This window comes from Boudabousia tangfeifanii, from assembly GCF_001856685.1.
Classification (GTDB): domain Bacteria; phylum Actinomycetota; class Actinomycetes; order Actinomycetales; family Actinomycetaceae; genus Boudabousia; species Boudabousia tangfeifanii.
In genome coordinates, this window is the sequence record NZ_CP017812.1 from 1,876,314 (window position 1) to 1,891,932 (window position 15,619).

A 15,619-nucleotide genomic window follows, 5' to 3' on the forward strand; every position below is an offset into this window, starting at 1 on the left:
GCCACTGTTCCCCCAGTGACCGGCGGCCGAAATTTCTGTCTAGTTAAAAGTAGTGCCAGATAACTGCCCCTGATGTTTTGTGCTTGACAGTAGTGGTTGGCACGCAGTCACTTCCAGGTTGAGCGAGCGACAGACACTACCTCATTTCAGATGCGAAAATCAAACCCGCACAGCAGGCAAGAACCAGCGGTAACAACCTAGCAGCCCTTAAATACATCTGTGTGTTCCGGTAGTTTCGTGAACGTCGGGCACTTTTCAAAAGGATTATCGCTAAGCTCGAGGTGTTCTAGGTTGGGTAGGTGCGAAAAATCAGGCACAACCTTCAACTTGTTATTTTCAAGGTCAAGCCATCTTAGGTTGGGTAGGTGCGAAAAATCAGGCACAACCCCCAACTTATTATAGGTAAGGTCAAGCCATTCCAGGTTGGGTAGGTGCGAAAAATCAGGCACAACCCCCAACCCATTTTCCTTAAGGTCAAGCCATTCCAGGTTGGGTAGGTGCGAAAAATCAGGCACAACCTTCAGCCCAATACCGTCAAGGTTGAGGTGTGTCAGGTTGGGTAGGTGCGAAAAATCAGGCACAACCCCCAACTCATTAGTGCCAAGGCTGAGGTGTGTCAGGTTGGGTAGGTGCGAAAAATCAGGCACAACACCCAACCCATTACCGCCAAGGGAAAGATCTTCTAGGTTGGGTAGGTGCGAAAAATCAGGCACAACCCCCAACCCGTTACCGCTAAGGTCGAGGCTTTCTAGGTTGGGTAGGTGCGAAAAATCAGGCACACCCCCCAACTTATTATAGGTAAGGTCGAGGCTTTCTAGGTTGGGTAGGTGCGAAAAATCAGGCACAACACGCAAGTTATTAGCGAAAAGGTTAAGGTATTTCAGGTTGGGTAGGTGCGAAAAATCAGGCACAACCCCCAACTCATTATAGGCAAGGTTGAGGTATTCCAAGTTGGGGAAGTTTAGATTGTCATCATTAATAGTTTCTGTTTTCTCAACTTGAAGTACAAGATCCGTTGTTTTTTCTTTTGTGAGCTTTTCGTTGATTGCTTTGGTAACTGACGGATTAAGCTCATCTAGTAAACAAACAAGCTCCCATGAATCTGTATAGAATCTTTTATCACATTTTTCTTCTACGAGTTTTCGTGCTTTTGTTAGTTCTTGTGCTGTTACGGGTTTTTGGTTTTCCGGTTTGTTAGCAGCGTTTTTGCCGTTTTGGAATTTGAGGTTCCAAAGCTGGTAGTTCCAGTTGATCACTGGGACGCTTCCGCTCTTTGATAAGTCCTTGTAGAAGCCCACCGACTTTGCCGTGTTGGCGATTTGATCGTTGCCGTAGGTGCGCAGAATCGTGTCAGTGTCCAAACCAAACTTGTACGTGCCATTAACCGTCAGGTACGCGCTGCCACTGGTGGAGCCTTTGGCCTCCAGGTTCGGGTCGTTCTTGCCCAAGACGAAGCGGCCTTTAACTTCACCGGAGGCTTGGGCTTTCAAACCGGCCTCGGCCCGCACCCCCAAAGTCAAAATCCCGTAAAGTGACGCCTGTGGGATCAACGCAACCCCCGCCTTCATAGTGGCGCTGGCGTTACCCGAAAACTCGAAAGCCTTCGACGAAGACGACCTGTTAATCTTCTCAACCTTAAAGCCGCGAGCGATCGACATGCCGAACTCGTGGGAAGCCCCAAAACCAGCCTTGCCAGACATGGCTGCCGAAAGCTCCACGCTCATCACTGGGGTTAGCGTACCCGAAAGGTTCACCACCACCGGTACTGGGCCCAACGCGAACTTGACAGTGCCCGAAATAGTCTTCTCGAACGTTTTCTGGTTAAGGGCAATACTGGCCTTTCCCTGGGAGGTGGCCGCTACCGAACCAGATACGGTAGAGAGGAAACTGGTTGACAGTTTCCAGTTACCTTCCACCAGCGAGTTCGCAAACGCAGCCAAACCAGGCTTATTCGCAATCACCCCGGCGGCGTTAATCCACGGGTTGCCATCACCCTGCCAAGTCGAATGGTACTTCACCCGCAAGTTCAAGCCCACATGGCACTTGACCTCGTCAATGCTGGCCGCGGCAGAAGCCGAATACACCAAGTTCTTCGTGGTGCGTTTTGCACTGCGCTCCACCTTCGCCTGCCCGAAACCCTCCGAACAATTGAAGTTAAACAACGACTTATCCAAATCGGCATTAAAATCCCCGCCAGTTTCTGCCTGTACCTCACCGGTAAACGATAGTAGTTGCGCTCCTTCACCGGTCGGGGTGGGGGTAGGCTCTAGCGTGGCAGGCACAACCATGTTCGGGTTTGCGACGCCGGTTGCCGTCTCTGGCCGGTTTTCTGGGGCGCTAGCCGCACCGATTGGGGCTCCGGCCCCACTCTTCGGGGCTGGTTTGGTGGCAGCTTTTGGCTCTACATAGGGTTTAGCCACGTTTTGCCCGGCAGCGTCCTTGGTGATTACCAGGTCGTAGTCGCCTTGCAATAGCACGTTGCCTAGCTGCACCGGACGGGTGATCGTATTCCACTTCCCGTCTTGGTAAACTACTGCGGCCACCTGCCCCAGTAGGCCGTTAGGAGCGTTCTTCCCGCCGGGGATTGCCACAATTTCACCGGGTTTAAACGATGGTTTATTCTTCGAGGTCACGTGGACGGGTGAAATCACTTTCACGTCATCTTTAGCTACTTGCGCGGCTGAAAGTACCTTCGTGTCGGGAGCGATAATCGTGGCGTTCTTGGGTGGCAGCACAACTTTGCCGTTCCAACTGGTCACAGCTTTGCGGCCCAGCGCGTCAAATAGACGGAATTCTACCTTCGCAGTTTCAGTCTTTGGTGGGATCAGATCATAACGCCAACTACCGCCATTGCCCGATAGGGTTACTTCAGCTAGTTTGGAAACGAACTTGCCACCTACCCACACTTCGATCCGGTCAAGCTTGCCAGGGCTGGTAAACGAACCGTTAAAACGGATCACCCCATGATCAACTTTCACACTTGCCCCGTTTTTCGGGGACGTAAGGTTGATCGAGGGCGCACCTACCGCCTTGGCTGCCTGGGCGCGAGCGTCCTGCACGTAACCAACCGGCAAGGTCTGAACGTTCCCTTGGGCCGAGGCCGACAATTGCGGGGTTTTACCGGCAGTTAACACAAGTTCGGGTGCCCGGTCTTGCCCCTGTAACGTACCAGTCGAGGATGCTTTCGAGTTTGGGGCCCCACCAGGAAGCGCGTTAGCACCCGAAATACGTGCCTTACTATTAGTATTCGTTAAAGTTAAGAAACCTTTGGCATTAAGACCAGCGGGAACCTTTAATGCTACCGCTCGGTTCGCTTGGGCTTTAAACGACTGGGCTTTCAATCCGGTTAAGCCCACGAAAGCATCCCCCACCGAAGAAGGTTTGTTGGCTCCAGTCTGATCTGGCAAGTCGGCGCTAATGTAGCCAACTGCGGTCAGGCGGGTTAGACCTGAACCGGTTGAGGCTAGAGAAACCTGCCCGTCAGCACCTAAGGGGATCACCGTGGTGGTTGCCACCTGCCCGACAGGCATCGCTAGGGTCTGTCCGGCAACAGTTACCGTCCCGCCCTTGGCGTAATTCGTTTCTAGGCGCACAATCGCAAAACGGCTGCCAGTGGGGATCTCGATACCGGTAGCAGTAAACGATTGGGCTTTAGCGCCCACACTAGGCAAACCCAAGTGTTTCACCGAATCAACTAGCACCTGAATTTTTGGTAGCATCACCGTTGAACCAGCCTGATCTGCACTTGAGTTAAACGAAGCTAAGACCTGGATGCGACCTTTCAGGTTCGCACTTGATTGCAACACCAGCTTCCCACCAGCAACCGGCAGGAACGTTGTTGCCGAGAAAACCTCAGCACCGCGCCCCACCCAGAAAGTGGAATTATTAGATTTGACGGTGGAAACGCGACCTTTAGCAGATAACGGTGCTGAAGCACTAAAACGCACCAGAGCTACTTTTGCCAGCGATAGCCCTGGGACCGATAACGAGTTGGACCCAGGCTTGAGGTTCACAGAAACAGTTGAAACACCGTTATCCACGGACTCTGGCACAGCCTCAGGTTTCGGGGTTATTGGGGTGGCAGCTTTGTTGTTCTTCAAACGGTAGAGGAACGCAGCCATCGCATCACGGTGGATCGGGGTAACCGGCTGATAAAAACGCTTACCAGCACGAACCCAACCAGTCGAAATCTCAGTCTTTTTCAACCACTCCATCTCAGCCGCAAACTGCGTACCAACAGGAACATCAACAAACACATTCCCAACAGCACTACCAGGAGCACCCAACTCCACAATCGCCCGCGAAACCTTAGACGGATACTTCTTCACAAACCGAGCCAAAAACGCCGCCATCGCATCACGATTAACCGGACCAAGCGGACGGAAAGACTTATCAGGCCACCCCTTAGTAATCCCAGTAGCGGCCATCCACTCAACCTCTTTAAAGAACTGAGAACCAACCGGCACATCCTTAAACGTCGCCCGCAAAGGAGGACGATAACCACTCTTATCAATCCCAGCCAAACGATACAAAAACGCCGCCATCGCCTGACGCTCAATATTAGCCAACGGACGATAAGCCCGACCCCCACGAGCAGGCCAACCAGTCGAAACCTTAGCGTTAGCTAACCACGCCATCTCACCAGAAAACAAAGTCTCACGAGAAACATCCACAAACTTCCCACCCGTTAGCGGAGCCCTAGCAATCACAATCCCACCACCAGCAGCTCCATTGCCGCCAAGTGCTGACACTGGACTCAAACCCAGACTGGTTTGCGGGTCATACACGCTAATCGGTGCTTCACCAACAGCTCCAACCTCACCATCAGCACCAAAAGCCACATTCGCGCCCAACAAAGGTGAAACCAACAACGAAGCACAAGCAACAACCGAACCAAAAACACGACCAAAACGCATCAGGAAAACTCCAAACTAATAGAGCCAAAACGATGTAACAAGCATCACCCTATTACTAGATCCAAAAAATTTCCTGCCAAGGGAAAACAATTAAAACAAATGTGAAAAAATGGGCAAAACAATCGAACAATACGTCACGAAAACGCGACTAATACAAACGAAACGGGGTGCGGTATCAAAATAGATACTGCACCCCGCTGCGACTTCAATGCAGAAGCTTAATCAAATCTCAGCAGTCTTTGTAGATCTTCACATCTTTAGGCAGATGAGTAAACTTCGGGCAAGTCTTGAAGCTATTACCTTCAAGATTGATCAACTCTAACTTTGGTAGATGAGAAAAGTCTGGAACTTCTTTAATCCCACTTGTCCAAAGGCCCAACACCTTTAAGTTCGGCATATGCTTAAAATCTGGAATGGGATTAATCGCGTCATCAGCAATAGCGCCATCCTCAATGTACAAAGATTCCAAATTTGGAAACTCTGTAAAATCTGGCACTTGTTTTAATCCCGTTGCCGTAAATATCAGTTCCTTCAGATTCGGTAAAGCAACAAATTTCAACCCCTTCTTAAACTCAGCCCCATAGAACCTTAGAGACTCAAGGTTTGAAAAATTTGAAAAATCCATTTTTCCATCAAAGTCACACAAGCTAAAACTTAGATCTTTCAAGTTTGAAAGATGGGTGAATTTTTTAGTATTCGGATTCTTACAGTTCATAAAGAAAAGCGCTTCAAGATTATTCAAATGTGAAAAGTTTGGAACTACTTCATCACTAAAGGCATCCAAATCTAACCTACTCAAGATTGGCAGATGAGAAAAATCTGGAATCTTAACCGCATGTTTATTACGACTAACCAACTCTAGCTTGCGTAGATTGGGCAAGTTTAGATCAGGAAAAACTCGAATTGGATCTTCATAATCAATAATCGTTCTAAACTCTGCAACATTTGGAAGAACATAATCCTCCGCATTTGGGCTAAGTTTATCGACAAACAAATATATTGAAGCATATCGATCCAAACCAGTATTATCCCGATATTCCTTCGTTGGAGCTCCCTTAGCATTGATCTCGTTGAAACGTTCCGATATAGCAAACGATAAAGCCTTATTAATAGTCTTTAAATCACAATATAAAATACCGTACTTAACTTCGAACTCACACTTCTCACGAACTGTCTTGCGCGCAGCATTGAGCTCCTGATCGCTTACATTTGGTTTCACCAGGGGCAACCACTTAGGAGCCTTGTTCTCTGGTGCGGCCGGTTTTTCCGGAGATGGTACTGGAGTCACAGGCGATGGCTTCGCAGGTTGCGGAGCAGGCTTTACCGGTGCAGGCTTCGCAGGTGCCGGCTTTGCCGGTACAGGCTTTACCGGTGCAGGCTTCGCAGGTGCTGGCTTTGCCGGTACAGGCTTTACCGGTGCAGGCTTCGCAGGTGCTGGCTTGGGCTTGGCCGGCGTAGGCTTTGGCTTTGTTGGGGTGGCGGCTTTGTTGTTCTTCAAACGGTAGAGGAACGCGGCCATGGCATCACGGTGGATCGGGGTAACCGGCTGATAAAAACGCTTACCAGCACGAACCCAACCAGTCGAAATCTCAGTCTTTTTCAACCACTCCATCTCAGCCGCAAACTGCGTACCAACAGGAACATCAACAAACACATTCCCAACAGCACTACCAGGAGCACCCAACTCCACAATCGCCCGCGAAACCTTAGACGGATACTTCTTCACAAACCGAGCCAAAAACGCCGCCATCGCATCACGATTAACCGGACCAAGCGGACGGAAAGACTTATCAGGCCACCCCTTAGTGATCCCAGTAGCGGCCATCCACTCAACCTCTTTAAAGAACTGAGAACCAACTGGCACATCCTTAAACGTCGCCCGCGAAGGAGGACGATAACCACTCTTATCAATCCCAGCCAAACGATACAAAAACGCCGCCATCGCCTGACGCTCAATATTAGCCAACGGACGATAAGCCCGACCCCCACGAGCAGGCCAACCAGTCGAAACCTTAGCGTTAGCTAACCACGCCATCTCACCAGAAAACAAAGTCTCACGAGAAACATCCACAAACTTCCCACCCGTTAGCGGAGCCCTAGCAATCTCAATCCCACCACCAGCAGCAGACGCCTCAACAGGAGCGGAAAGTGGAGTAAAAACGCTAGCACCCAAAGTCAAAGTAGCCAACGCAGCAACAGCAGCAGTTTTTCTCATAACAAAGATTCCTTCAAAACCAGAGGACTACCATCCGTCAGCCACCCCACCACCCAAAAGATGACAGTGAGCCAGCAAACAGAAAGCTGAAACAGAACTCACCATATAACTCTCAACAAATAATTTCCTGCCAAGAGAAAACATTTAATAAAAATGTGAAAAAATGGGCAAAACAATCAAACAAAACGTCACGAAAATCAATGGCGATCTACCGAATAAAATAGCGTGATTACGCAGAAAAACCCGCCTTAACAAGTCCAAAACTATTTAATCATCGCGACCGTTTCGCGCAGAAAAAAACTAAGCCACATCTAACACTGCTATGGGCAGAGCGGGTATTCTTTCCGTCCGGGGGTAGCGAGCCGGCTCCCGTCCTCGGCCCGCACGAAAGCGCCGAGCCAGTGGTGCAAATCCGCGTAGTATTCGGGGCGCACGTCGGGGTCTGAGAGGGCGAGGTCGTGTTTTCCGTCGTAGCGGTTGAGGGTCACGGACCTCGATAGGTTGAGGGCTCGGAGCGCGATGACCGAGACGTCCAGCACGGTGTCTTGGCGTCGCATGATGGGGTGCCATTCGCTCCCCGAAGCGGATTCGATTGAGATCCCTACAAATACCGGGCAGTGGATGTCGAGTCCGGCAGCGACCTTGGCGTGCCCGGTGAGGATGGCGTTGAACCAGCCGGCCCTTGTGGGGGCACCGCCCGGCTTTTTCCATTCCGGGTTGGTGTTCCAGCCGGTATTGGCGGGATCGTCGGGCCAGGCCTCAAGTTCGGGCGGGAGCGGGCCGTCGGATTCTTGCCAGCCAGCAAGTGACATGCCGTAGAAGTTTGGGCCACCACCCAAAGGCAGTTCCCTAAACGGCGAACGGGCGGCCAGGCGTTCGACAAAGGGTTGGGAGACTCCGCGCATTGAGGCAGCGGTTTGCAGCTCCAGCCAGGGCGAGTTCAGAATCAGTCCGGCGAGGGACCCGGGGTGCCGGTCGGCCCACAGGGCGGCAGTGAGCCCACCCGTTGAGTGTCCCATTAGCACCAGTGGCCGCACCCGACCGACCTCGGCTAGGTCACCTGCCTGAATGGCGTTGATGGCGGCGTGCAGATCCTCGTCGTAGGTGTCGAGGGTGTCAACGTAACCGAAGGTTTGGCCCTCGCGCAAAGAGCGGCCGTATTTGCGTAGGTCGATCGCGTAGAAGCGTGCCCCCATGGTGGCGCAGTTGCGGGCGAGTTCTTTTTGGAAAAAGTAGTCGTTCCAGCCGTGCACGTAAAGCAGGTTGAAGGTGGGTACAGGGCCGTCTGGCTCGATCGCTTCGGGGTCCGCTTTAGGGTCGTAGCGCACGAGAGTGGCAACAACTGGCCCCTCATCGTCGTCTTGAAGTTCGAGGGTGCGGGCGACGAATCCGGGCCCGAGGATGTCTGGTTCGTAGCCGTCTTTGGCTGCTGCCAGGTCCGCAGTGAGGTCGATTTTCAACCCTGAATTCTCGCTTGCACTCATGCCGCTAGTTTACCGCAATGGTTTGGGGGAAGTAGTTTTCGAGCATGCCCTTGCTCCCACTTTCTGCCTTTTTTGCTTTTCGAGGCCGAGGGCGCGCGGGCAAGCTTTAGAATGTGCTCATGTATTTTTTACCCCTCATTGCTTTAGCGCTTTTGGTGCCCGCTGCGGTTCTGGCAACGATTTGGCTGGTTGAACCTCGTTCCATCCTGCTTGGTTTTGCGATTGAAGCCTTGGCCTTTGCCGTGTTGGTGGTCTCTGCCGTAATGGCGTTCCGGATTGGGGATCGGCTTGAGGGAATGGAAGTCTGGTACACCCTATTTACCATTTTTGGGGTTATTGTCATTCTGGCGTTGACGATTTTCCCGATTTTCTTGTACTTCTTTGTTTTTGCCAATGGTTTCAAGGTGATTGCCAAAGAGGGTTTTTCATTGGCGCACGCCCTAGCGGTTGGGTCTTGTTTGGCCATCGCCTTTTGGTGGATTTTCATGCCTCGCATTTCCCACCTAGTTAGGGGCACGAACTGGGTTTACCTTGTCACCTACGTGAATCTGCTTCTGTTTTATCTGGCGTTTGTGGCTTCTGGTTTCTTTTTCGCGGCGATGGCGAACCTTTGGCATTGGCGTAAGAAGAACCAAGATTATTTGGTGGTGCTGGGGGCCGGTTTGGCCGGAGATCGAGTCACTCCCCTATTGGCTTCGCGGATTCGCCGCGGGGTGAAGCTAGCCGAGCGTAGTCCCTCGGCAAAGCTGGTAATGAGCGGCGGGCAGGGCCCTGACGAACTTTTGCCCGAGGCGGTTGCGATGGCTAACTATGCGGTTGAAGAGTTGGGTTTCCCGCAGGATCGGATTTTGATCGAGGATCGTAGTGTCAATACAGACCAGAACCTGCAGTTCTCGCAGCGGATCATTTTCCAGGATTGGGAAAAAGCTGACCTGCGTGCGCCTAGGATTGCGGTCGTGACGAACTCTTACCATGTGTTTCGGGCTCTGTTGGTGGCTCGGGCTCATCGGGTCAAGTGTGTTGGTTATGGGGCAAAAACGAAGATTTATTTCTCCATCAATGCGTTTATCCGCGAATTTATTGGCTACTTGTACATGTCTCGCCGCACTCACGCGATCATTTTGGGCGTCTGCACCCTGCTGTATTTGGCGGGCGTAATCATCTCGGTCACTACCCTTGGTGGCATCGAAGCATAACCAAGATCCTTAGCTCTTAAACACTTTGGATGAATTATTACAACAAAATAACAACACATTCTTTTACTTTAAAAAGCCAAGTATTTGTTCTAGTATTTATTTATGAAAAGAGCCAAGAATTAAAAGGTGGCATTCTGATGGGAAATTACGACATATTTGATATACTGACTGCAATCATGTTCATCACCTACGGAATCTGGGCTATCGCTATATTTGTATTATTCATCAAAGCAAACTACAGTCCATTTTTCGCACTTTTCCCTTGGGTCAGACTTGCATTTTTGTGCGATATTGTCTTTGGAAGCCGACTTCTCATTTTCTGCCTTTTTATTCCATTTTACAACCTTTATTTTGTAGCATTGCTCACCTACAAAACTGCATTAGCCTTTGGAGGAAGCGCAAGACTAGGAAAGATCGCGATATTATTTCCCCCACTCATCACGATTCTCGTTGCGTTTCACCCTAAATTTAAGTATGTAGGATTTCAAGAACCGTACTTTGGAAAAGCCGACTGGTCAAAACCACTATTGTCGAGAATTTTCCTGTTTGAAAACAAAAAGTACCTAAAATCTGTGAGTTGATATTTCGAAAAATCGGACTATAGAACAAATATACTAGTTTTCGATCATAGGTCCGACCGCGTTCGTTAATATCGATGAAGTGCAGCGCTTACCATTGGATGGTGTTGCTGTAGCTAACGAGCCATTTTGATCTATTTTGCTTTGGTGGATTTGCTGATGTTTGTTTTGTATTTGCCACCCAGTAGACTATCGGGAGAATTCGCACTCCTTCAAGTAATTGTTTCACCAGTATTGAGAATAAGAACAACTCTGCATTGATTTATCTATTTGATTTGACCGCAGTGGTAGAGCAGTAAACTGCAGAGTTGGGCGTTGACAAATTTGTAATCTTATTATTTATATTGGGTAGTTGTCACTCGGCTGGGATTCATAGTTAAGAATGGGAAGAATAGTTCTTTTTTGTTCAGAATATTGAGGGTGTTTCCGAGCTTTAGGTAGACGTTTCCGGTTGTAGTCATGTTGACCGTTTTCTTTGGGAAATTTTCCAGATAGGCTATGTGACACCTTTCCACACTTCGTAAGTTTAGAGCTAGATGATATTTGTTCAGCGAACTTTAGCTTAAAGTAGTACTTTACTAATCACTAGGAACACTTTTGCCGGCTTCGAGTTTGGAATATTGATTATTTTTTGGGCTATAGGACAGAAGTGGTGGGTTTTTTCCTTTTTTTCGTTGGTATTGTGTGTGAAAGTCGGATTTGGACTCGTTTTAATCGAGTGTTTGGTTGGACAAAAGTGGTGGGATTTTCTTCGGCTTTTCGTTGCTATTACAGGTAAAAGTTGGGGTTAGACTCAGTTTGTTGAGTTTGACTTAAAGGACAAAACTGGTGGGTTTTTTCCCTTTTTTTCGTTGGTATAGTGGGGAAAAGTAGAAACTGGACTGGGGTCTAGAATGCTGTTTAAGCTTCTAGACCCCAGTCTTTAGCGGGAACATAGTTTGTATGGTTAAAAATAAAATATGCCCGCTATGTAATCATTGTATGCACAAAAACGGCACCCGTAACGGTGCTACTCGTTATCGTTGCCCTAACTGCCGTTTTAACACTGCTAGACGTGTTGATACCACAGTTAGGCAACTCAAAACATTTCTCGACTACTTAGGCGGAAAAACCACACAATCAGATCTGCCTGGGGCAGGGAGAACGTTTCGCAGAAAATCTGAAAAGTTCTGGAAAATCTGGCCAGTTAGCCCCACTGTAGATGAAGTATTCAACTACATTTTCATTGACGGGATCTACCTCGGACACCAAAACCGTATAGGTAAACGAAAGAGCGAAAACGCGGTCCTTTTGATTGTCTCAACCATCATTGACTCCAAAGCCACGGTCCTTACCTGGCACCTAGCAAGAAGAGAATGCACCGCCAGCTATGAAGACCTTCTCTCCCGCATCGCCCCACCCAAAATGGTTATCACCGACGGTGGCAGCGGATTTGCTAGAGCCAAACGCAAGTGCTGGCCCCAAACACATCACCAACGTTGCCTCTTCCACGTCTATAACAACGTTGCTACCAAAACCACCCAAACCCCCAAACTCGACGCTAGAAAAGCATTATTGCGTATCGCTAAAGCACTCCCGAAAGTAAAAACAATCGCACAGGCCAAAACTTGGCTGCAAACCTACCAGCTATGGAAAACCTATTACAAAGCCTTCCTAGCCGAAAAAACCTTAGGCGAATACGGGTCAATACGACTACACCCACAAACGCCTAGTACAAGCCAAAAGCACTCTAGATACCTTGATCAAAAAACAGCTCCTCTTCACCTTCCTTGCACTAGATCCAAAGGAAACTTCGCACCTACCAAGCACAAATAACACAGCTGAATCAATCAACGCCAAACTCCGTTCCGCACTACGCAACCACCGCGGACAAAGCCTCATGAGGCAAATCAAAACCTGCATGTTCCTACTATCACGCATGGTAGAAAACCCGCTAAGAGAAACCGAAATCCTCACCCAATGGCCCACCGACGAACAAATCGAAAACTACTACAAGCAAATCCACCAAAACCAAACCAACCAACAACACCCCGCAGGCTGGGGAACCGCAATCCAATGGTACGAACTACACCTAAGCGACCCCAACAAAGCACCCTGAAACCAATACTAAAACAAAAAAACCCACCAAATTTGTCCTACAACCCTATTTTTTAGCGCCTCGGTGTTATAGACACAGAAAGAGGGCTACTAGTTGCATGCGGTTGGATCTAGCGAACTGCTTTCTTCCATCGACGACAACTATTTTTTAGGGCTAATGCATGAGAAGAAATTTTCATAGCTAGCCCTGTATCCATTCTTAGGTCGACACCAAATGAGTGCTGCCGACTTGCCATCATTGTTTGTAAAAGCGATGCGTAGGGCCGCGGTTTTAGTTCCACATTTGCCTTACACTACTTGGTGACCAGGATAAACTCTATCAATAAAATATAGTTAAAAACTTCATCTCCCAAGGCCAAGGGGCTTACTGGCTATATTTTCCACGAGTTTCTATAATCTCTGCATAAAGTTCTTCCACACTCTAGCTTGTTGCTATCTCAGTTCTCTGAAAAGCTAAATACTCCATGAACGATTTTAGCGTCCTAACAGCGGTTTCAAATACAGCTAGCAGTGGTTCCATTACATTTCAGGCAGAGTAACGAATAGCGCCATTGCAAGTACTGTTTTGCAAAAACGATGATTACATAACGGAAAAATTTTATTTTAACAATACAAACTACGCCCCTACTACAGACTGGTATCTAGAGATAAGAAAAAGGCTTTAGACCGTAATCTAGCTTCATCCTTTCATTTCTAGCATAGAGTTTTTCTACATCATTTAGAAGCAATAAAAGCCACTAGACACACAACAACTTACAGATATTCAACAACACGAACTAACCTGGTCAAAGTTAGCGTAAATATTAGACTAACTTAGTATGAACGAAAGGTACACAAGGTCAGCACTAAGCTAACAAATCAATGAAGTTATCTTCGCGCTTCACAAGCTTTAGGTAACTACTATTTATTCATCCTCATTTGATTCGAACGAGGCACCTGAGCGCCTTTTCACCCTTTCCTCAGCCTCACTTTCTAAAAATTCAGCATTCCTCCTGTGACTTTCAACTTCGTTCAATGAGTCATAGTACTTACTTTGATAGTAATCAACCTCACACTTAAATTCTGCAATGGATGGGTAAGATGCAACACTAGGCTCAATCACTTGAGATACTAATTGTCCTCCCATATAAATATCCAGAGAAGTTCTAGCCCCCACTCCTCCAAGGTATACTTTCACTTCTCTAAGGTCATAGACTGCGCAAACACTGTTATTACTTTGATTTATTACCCTCAACTGAAATTTAGTAAGTTCTAAAGATCGACTGTCCCCCGAAAAATATGCAACGGTTTCCTTGGACTCAGTTTTGTATAAATATCTTTCCAAAAACGCCGCTCTTTTATAAAATCTACTCCCTAAGGTTCCACGCTTAGCAAAGTTCAACCCCAAACGAGTTTGTCTGATCGATTCAAATTTTCTGTTAAAATCTTCTTCTTCTGGAGACAACGGCAGCAATTCCATTTTCTCCGAACGATAAATAACGAAATAAGCTATTAGAACTGCCAAAATAATACTGAGCAGAATGCCATATGCCAAAATCTCGCCATAATCTTCCATTAGAACCTCTTCACATGCGCATAGCAATTTAGTTATTACCGATAGAGTAGCACATTAAAATATAATCTAGTATTGGTTATTTCATTTTACGAAGCTTAGTTTTATCTTTGACGTTGTCAGTTTTATTTTCTCCATAAAGGGGCTGGTTTTTGTGTCGTTTGTTTTGCGTACTCCTACGCGTGAGGAGTTTTCGGTTCGTCAGGCTTGGTTGGCTGACCCGGAGATGATGTCTTTTAATGCTGGTTGGCCGATTGATAATGATTCGTACGATCGTGAGACTGGTTGTTTTGATTGGTCCGAGGATCGTTGGGATGATTGGATTGAACGTCGTTTGTCGTTGCCGGGTGATGTGCAGGGCTATTTTTATGTGATTGATGAGGGTTCTGGTGAGCCGGTGGGTCATGCGCATTACATGGTGAATGGCAATTGGGCGGAGATTGGCCTTAATACTGTGCCGAGGTTGCGTCGTCAGGGTATTGCGTCGCAGGTTTTGCCTTTGTTGTTGGAGCGGGTTTGGCGCGATACGAGTGTTGATTTTGCGATGAATTTGATTGAGCAGTCGCAGCAGGCGGCTGTGGCTTTGCATGAAAAGTTTGGTTTTGAATGCTCGAAAGAGCCGTACATGGTTTTTGAGGATAAGCGTTCGTTTTTGTGGTTGCTTCCTCGTCCGACCAAGGATTTTGATCAGAGCCGACGCCTAGAGTGGGGGCGCGATTTGCTGCTGCGGGTGGTTCCTAATGCTGAGTCTTGGTTGGATTCGACTGTTTCGCGTGAGCGTGAGGAGGGTTTGGCTCCTGGTCGTTGGGGTGGCACTTTGGCTGAGGTTGCCGAATTAGGAAAGAGGGCTGCGGGCGTTACTGGTGGTAGTCCTACTCGTATGGCGGTGACTTCTCGCTGGACGGATGAGCAGCGTGAGGAGCTTTATGTGTATGAGGTTAAGCGTTTTTACGGTCAGATTCGTTAGTCTCAAAGTACAATTTTTCCCACTTGCACACATATACTTTGCATAAACACTTTATTTAAAGTAAAAATATAAAAGTATTATTCACCCCAAAGTTAAAGTTAGAGATTTACCAATGCCTTTTATTCTGAACTTAGACAATATCGACGAAATAAAAAATGAAACGGACCTACTCAAGTATTTCTTTCGGCAATTACAATATTTCGCCCTCTCCACATGGCTTGTAACCAATATTCTATTATTCATACTCTCATTTTTAGGGTTTTACCTAGTATTTAAAAAAGTTGGTTTTGAAGAATGGAAAGCATTTATTCCTTTCTATCGACTCTTCATCATTAGCGAAATCATATTTGGTAGCAAGAAATTCGCAATCGGTTTCTTCATCCCCATTATCAATTTTATTACTGCGATAATATTCGCTTTTAAGCTTGCGCAAGCATTTAACGCCAATGAGTTACTTGCGATTCTAACGTTTTTCTTCCCTTCTATCGGCCTAACACTCATTGGCTTAAATGAAAAATATCAATATAAGGGAGTTCAAAGGTTTCCAATTTCGTTAAGCTAGTTTCCCAATGAACTGAGCGGATGATTTTCAATTAAGTGTGGTGGCATCCCGT

General features: G+C 47.8%; 10 protein-coding genes. 6 read left to right on the plus strand and 4 right to left on the minus strand.

What is annotated here, in order from left to right; all coding sequences use genetic code 11:
* Positions 1–197: 197 nt before the first annotated feature.
* The 3 genes from BK816_RS07695 to BK816_RS07705 form a co-directional block, all read right to left on the minus strand.
* On the minus strand, positions 198–4,916 hold the full coding sequence (locus tag BK816_RS07695) for a leucine-rich repeat domain-containing protein (RefSeq protein ID WP_071164655.1): 4,719 nt from the start codon (positions 4,914–4,916) through the stop codon (positions 198–200).
* Between the two features lie 229 nt (positions 4,917–5,145).
* Positions 5,146–7,131 carry an S-layer homology domain-containing protein gene (locus BK816_RS07700; RefSeq protein WP_071164656.1) on the minus strand — a complete coding sequence of 662 codons (1,986 nt, stop codon included), beginning with the start codon at positions 7,129–7,131 and terminating at the stop codon, positions 5,146–5,148.
* Between the two features lie 320 nt (positions 7,132–7,451).
* Entirely contained in the window at positions 7,452–8,615 is a 1,164-nt protein-coding gene (locus BK816_RS07705) for an alpha/beta fold hydrolase (RefSeq protein WP_083379159.1), read from the minus strand.
* Positions 8,616–8,734: 119 nt separating this feature from the next.
* Between BK816_RS07705 and BK816_RS07710 the strand changes: the two genes are divergently transcribed.
* The 4 genes from BK816_RS07710 to BK816_RS07720 all read left to right on the plus strand — a co-directional run bounded on the left by BK816_RS07710 (position 8,735) and on the right by BK816_RS07720 (position 12,487).
* On the plus strand, positions 8,735–9,811 hold the full coding sequence (locus BK816_RS07710; protein WP_071164658.1) for a YdcF family protein: 1,077 nt from the start codon (positions 8,735–8,737) through the stop codon (positions 9,809–9,811).
* A gap of 29 nt (positions 9,812–9,840) precedes the next feature.
* A complete protein-coding gene (locus BK816_RS07715; protein WP_156982013.1) occupies positions 9,841–10,392 on the plus strand; it encodes a DUF5684 domain-containing protein in 552 nt (183 codons plus the stop codon).
* 939 nt (positions 10,393–11,331) lie between these two features.
* On the plus strand, positions 11,332–12,204 hold the full coding sequence (locus BK816_RS09180) for a transposase (RefSeq protein WP_083379160.1): 873 nt from the start codon (positions 11,332–11,334) through the stop codon (positions 12,202–12,204).
* Positions 12,205–12,268: 64 nt separating this feature from the next.
* Positions 12,269–12,487, plus strand: coding sequence for a hypothetical protein (locus BK816_RS07720; protein WP_071164995.1), 219 nt, complete (start codon positions 12,269–12,271; stop codon positions 12,485–12,487).
* 903 nt (positions 12,488–13,390) lie between these two features.
* On the opposite strand, the gene BK816_RS07725 is transcribed toward BK816_RS07720, so the two are convergent.
* Positions 13,391–14,041, minus strand: a complete 651-nt coding sequence (locus tag BK816_RS07725) for a hypothetical protein (protein ID WP_071164660.1) — start codon at positions 14,039–14,041, stop codon at positions 13,391–13,393.
* A gap of 151 nt (positions 14,042–14,192) precedes the next feature.
* Between BK816_RS07725 and BK816_RS07730 the strand changes: the two genes are divergently transcribed.
* Both BK816_RS07730 and BK816_RS07735 read left to right on the plus strand, forming a co-directional pair.
* On the plus strand, positions 14,193–15,005 hold the full coding sequence (locus BK816_RS07730; RefSeq protein WP_071164661.1) for a GNAT family N-acetyltransferase: 813 nt from the start codon (positions 14,193–14,195) through the stop codon (positions 15,003–15,005).
* Between the two features lie 112 nt (positions 15,006–15,117).
* Positions 15,118–15,567 (plus strand): DUF5684 domain-containing protein, encoded by a 450-nt coding sequence (locus BK816_RS07735; RefSeq protein ID WP_071164662.1) that lies wholly within the window; start codon positions 15,118–15,120, stop codon positions 15,565–15,567.
* The last annotated feature ends 52 nt before the right edge of the window (positions 15,568–15,619 follow it).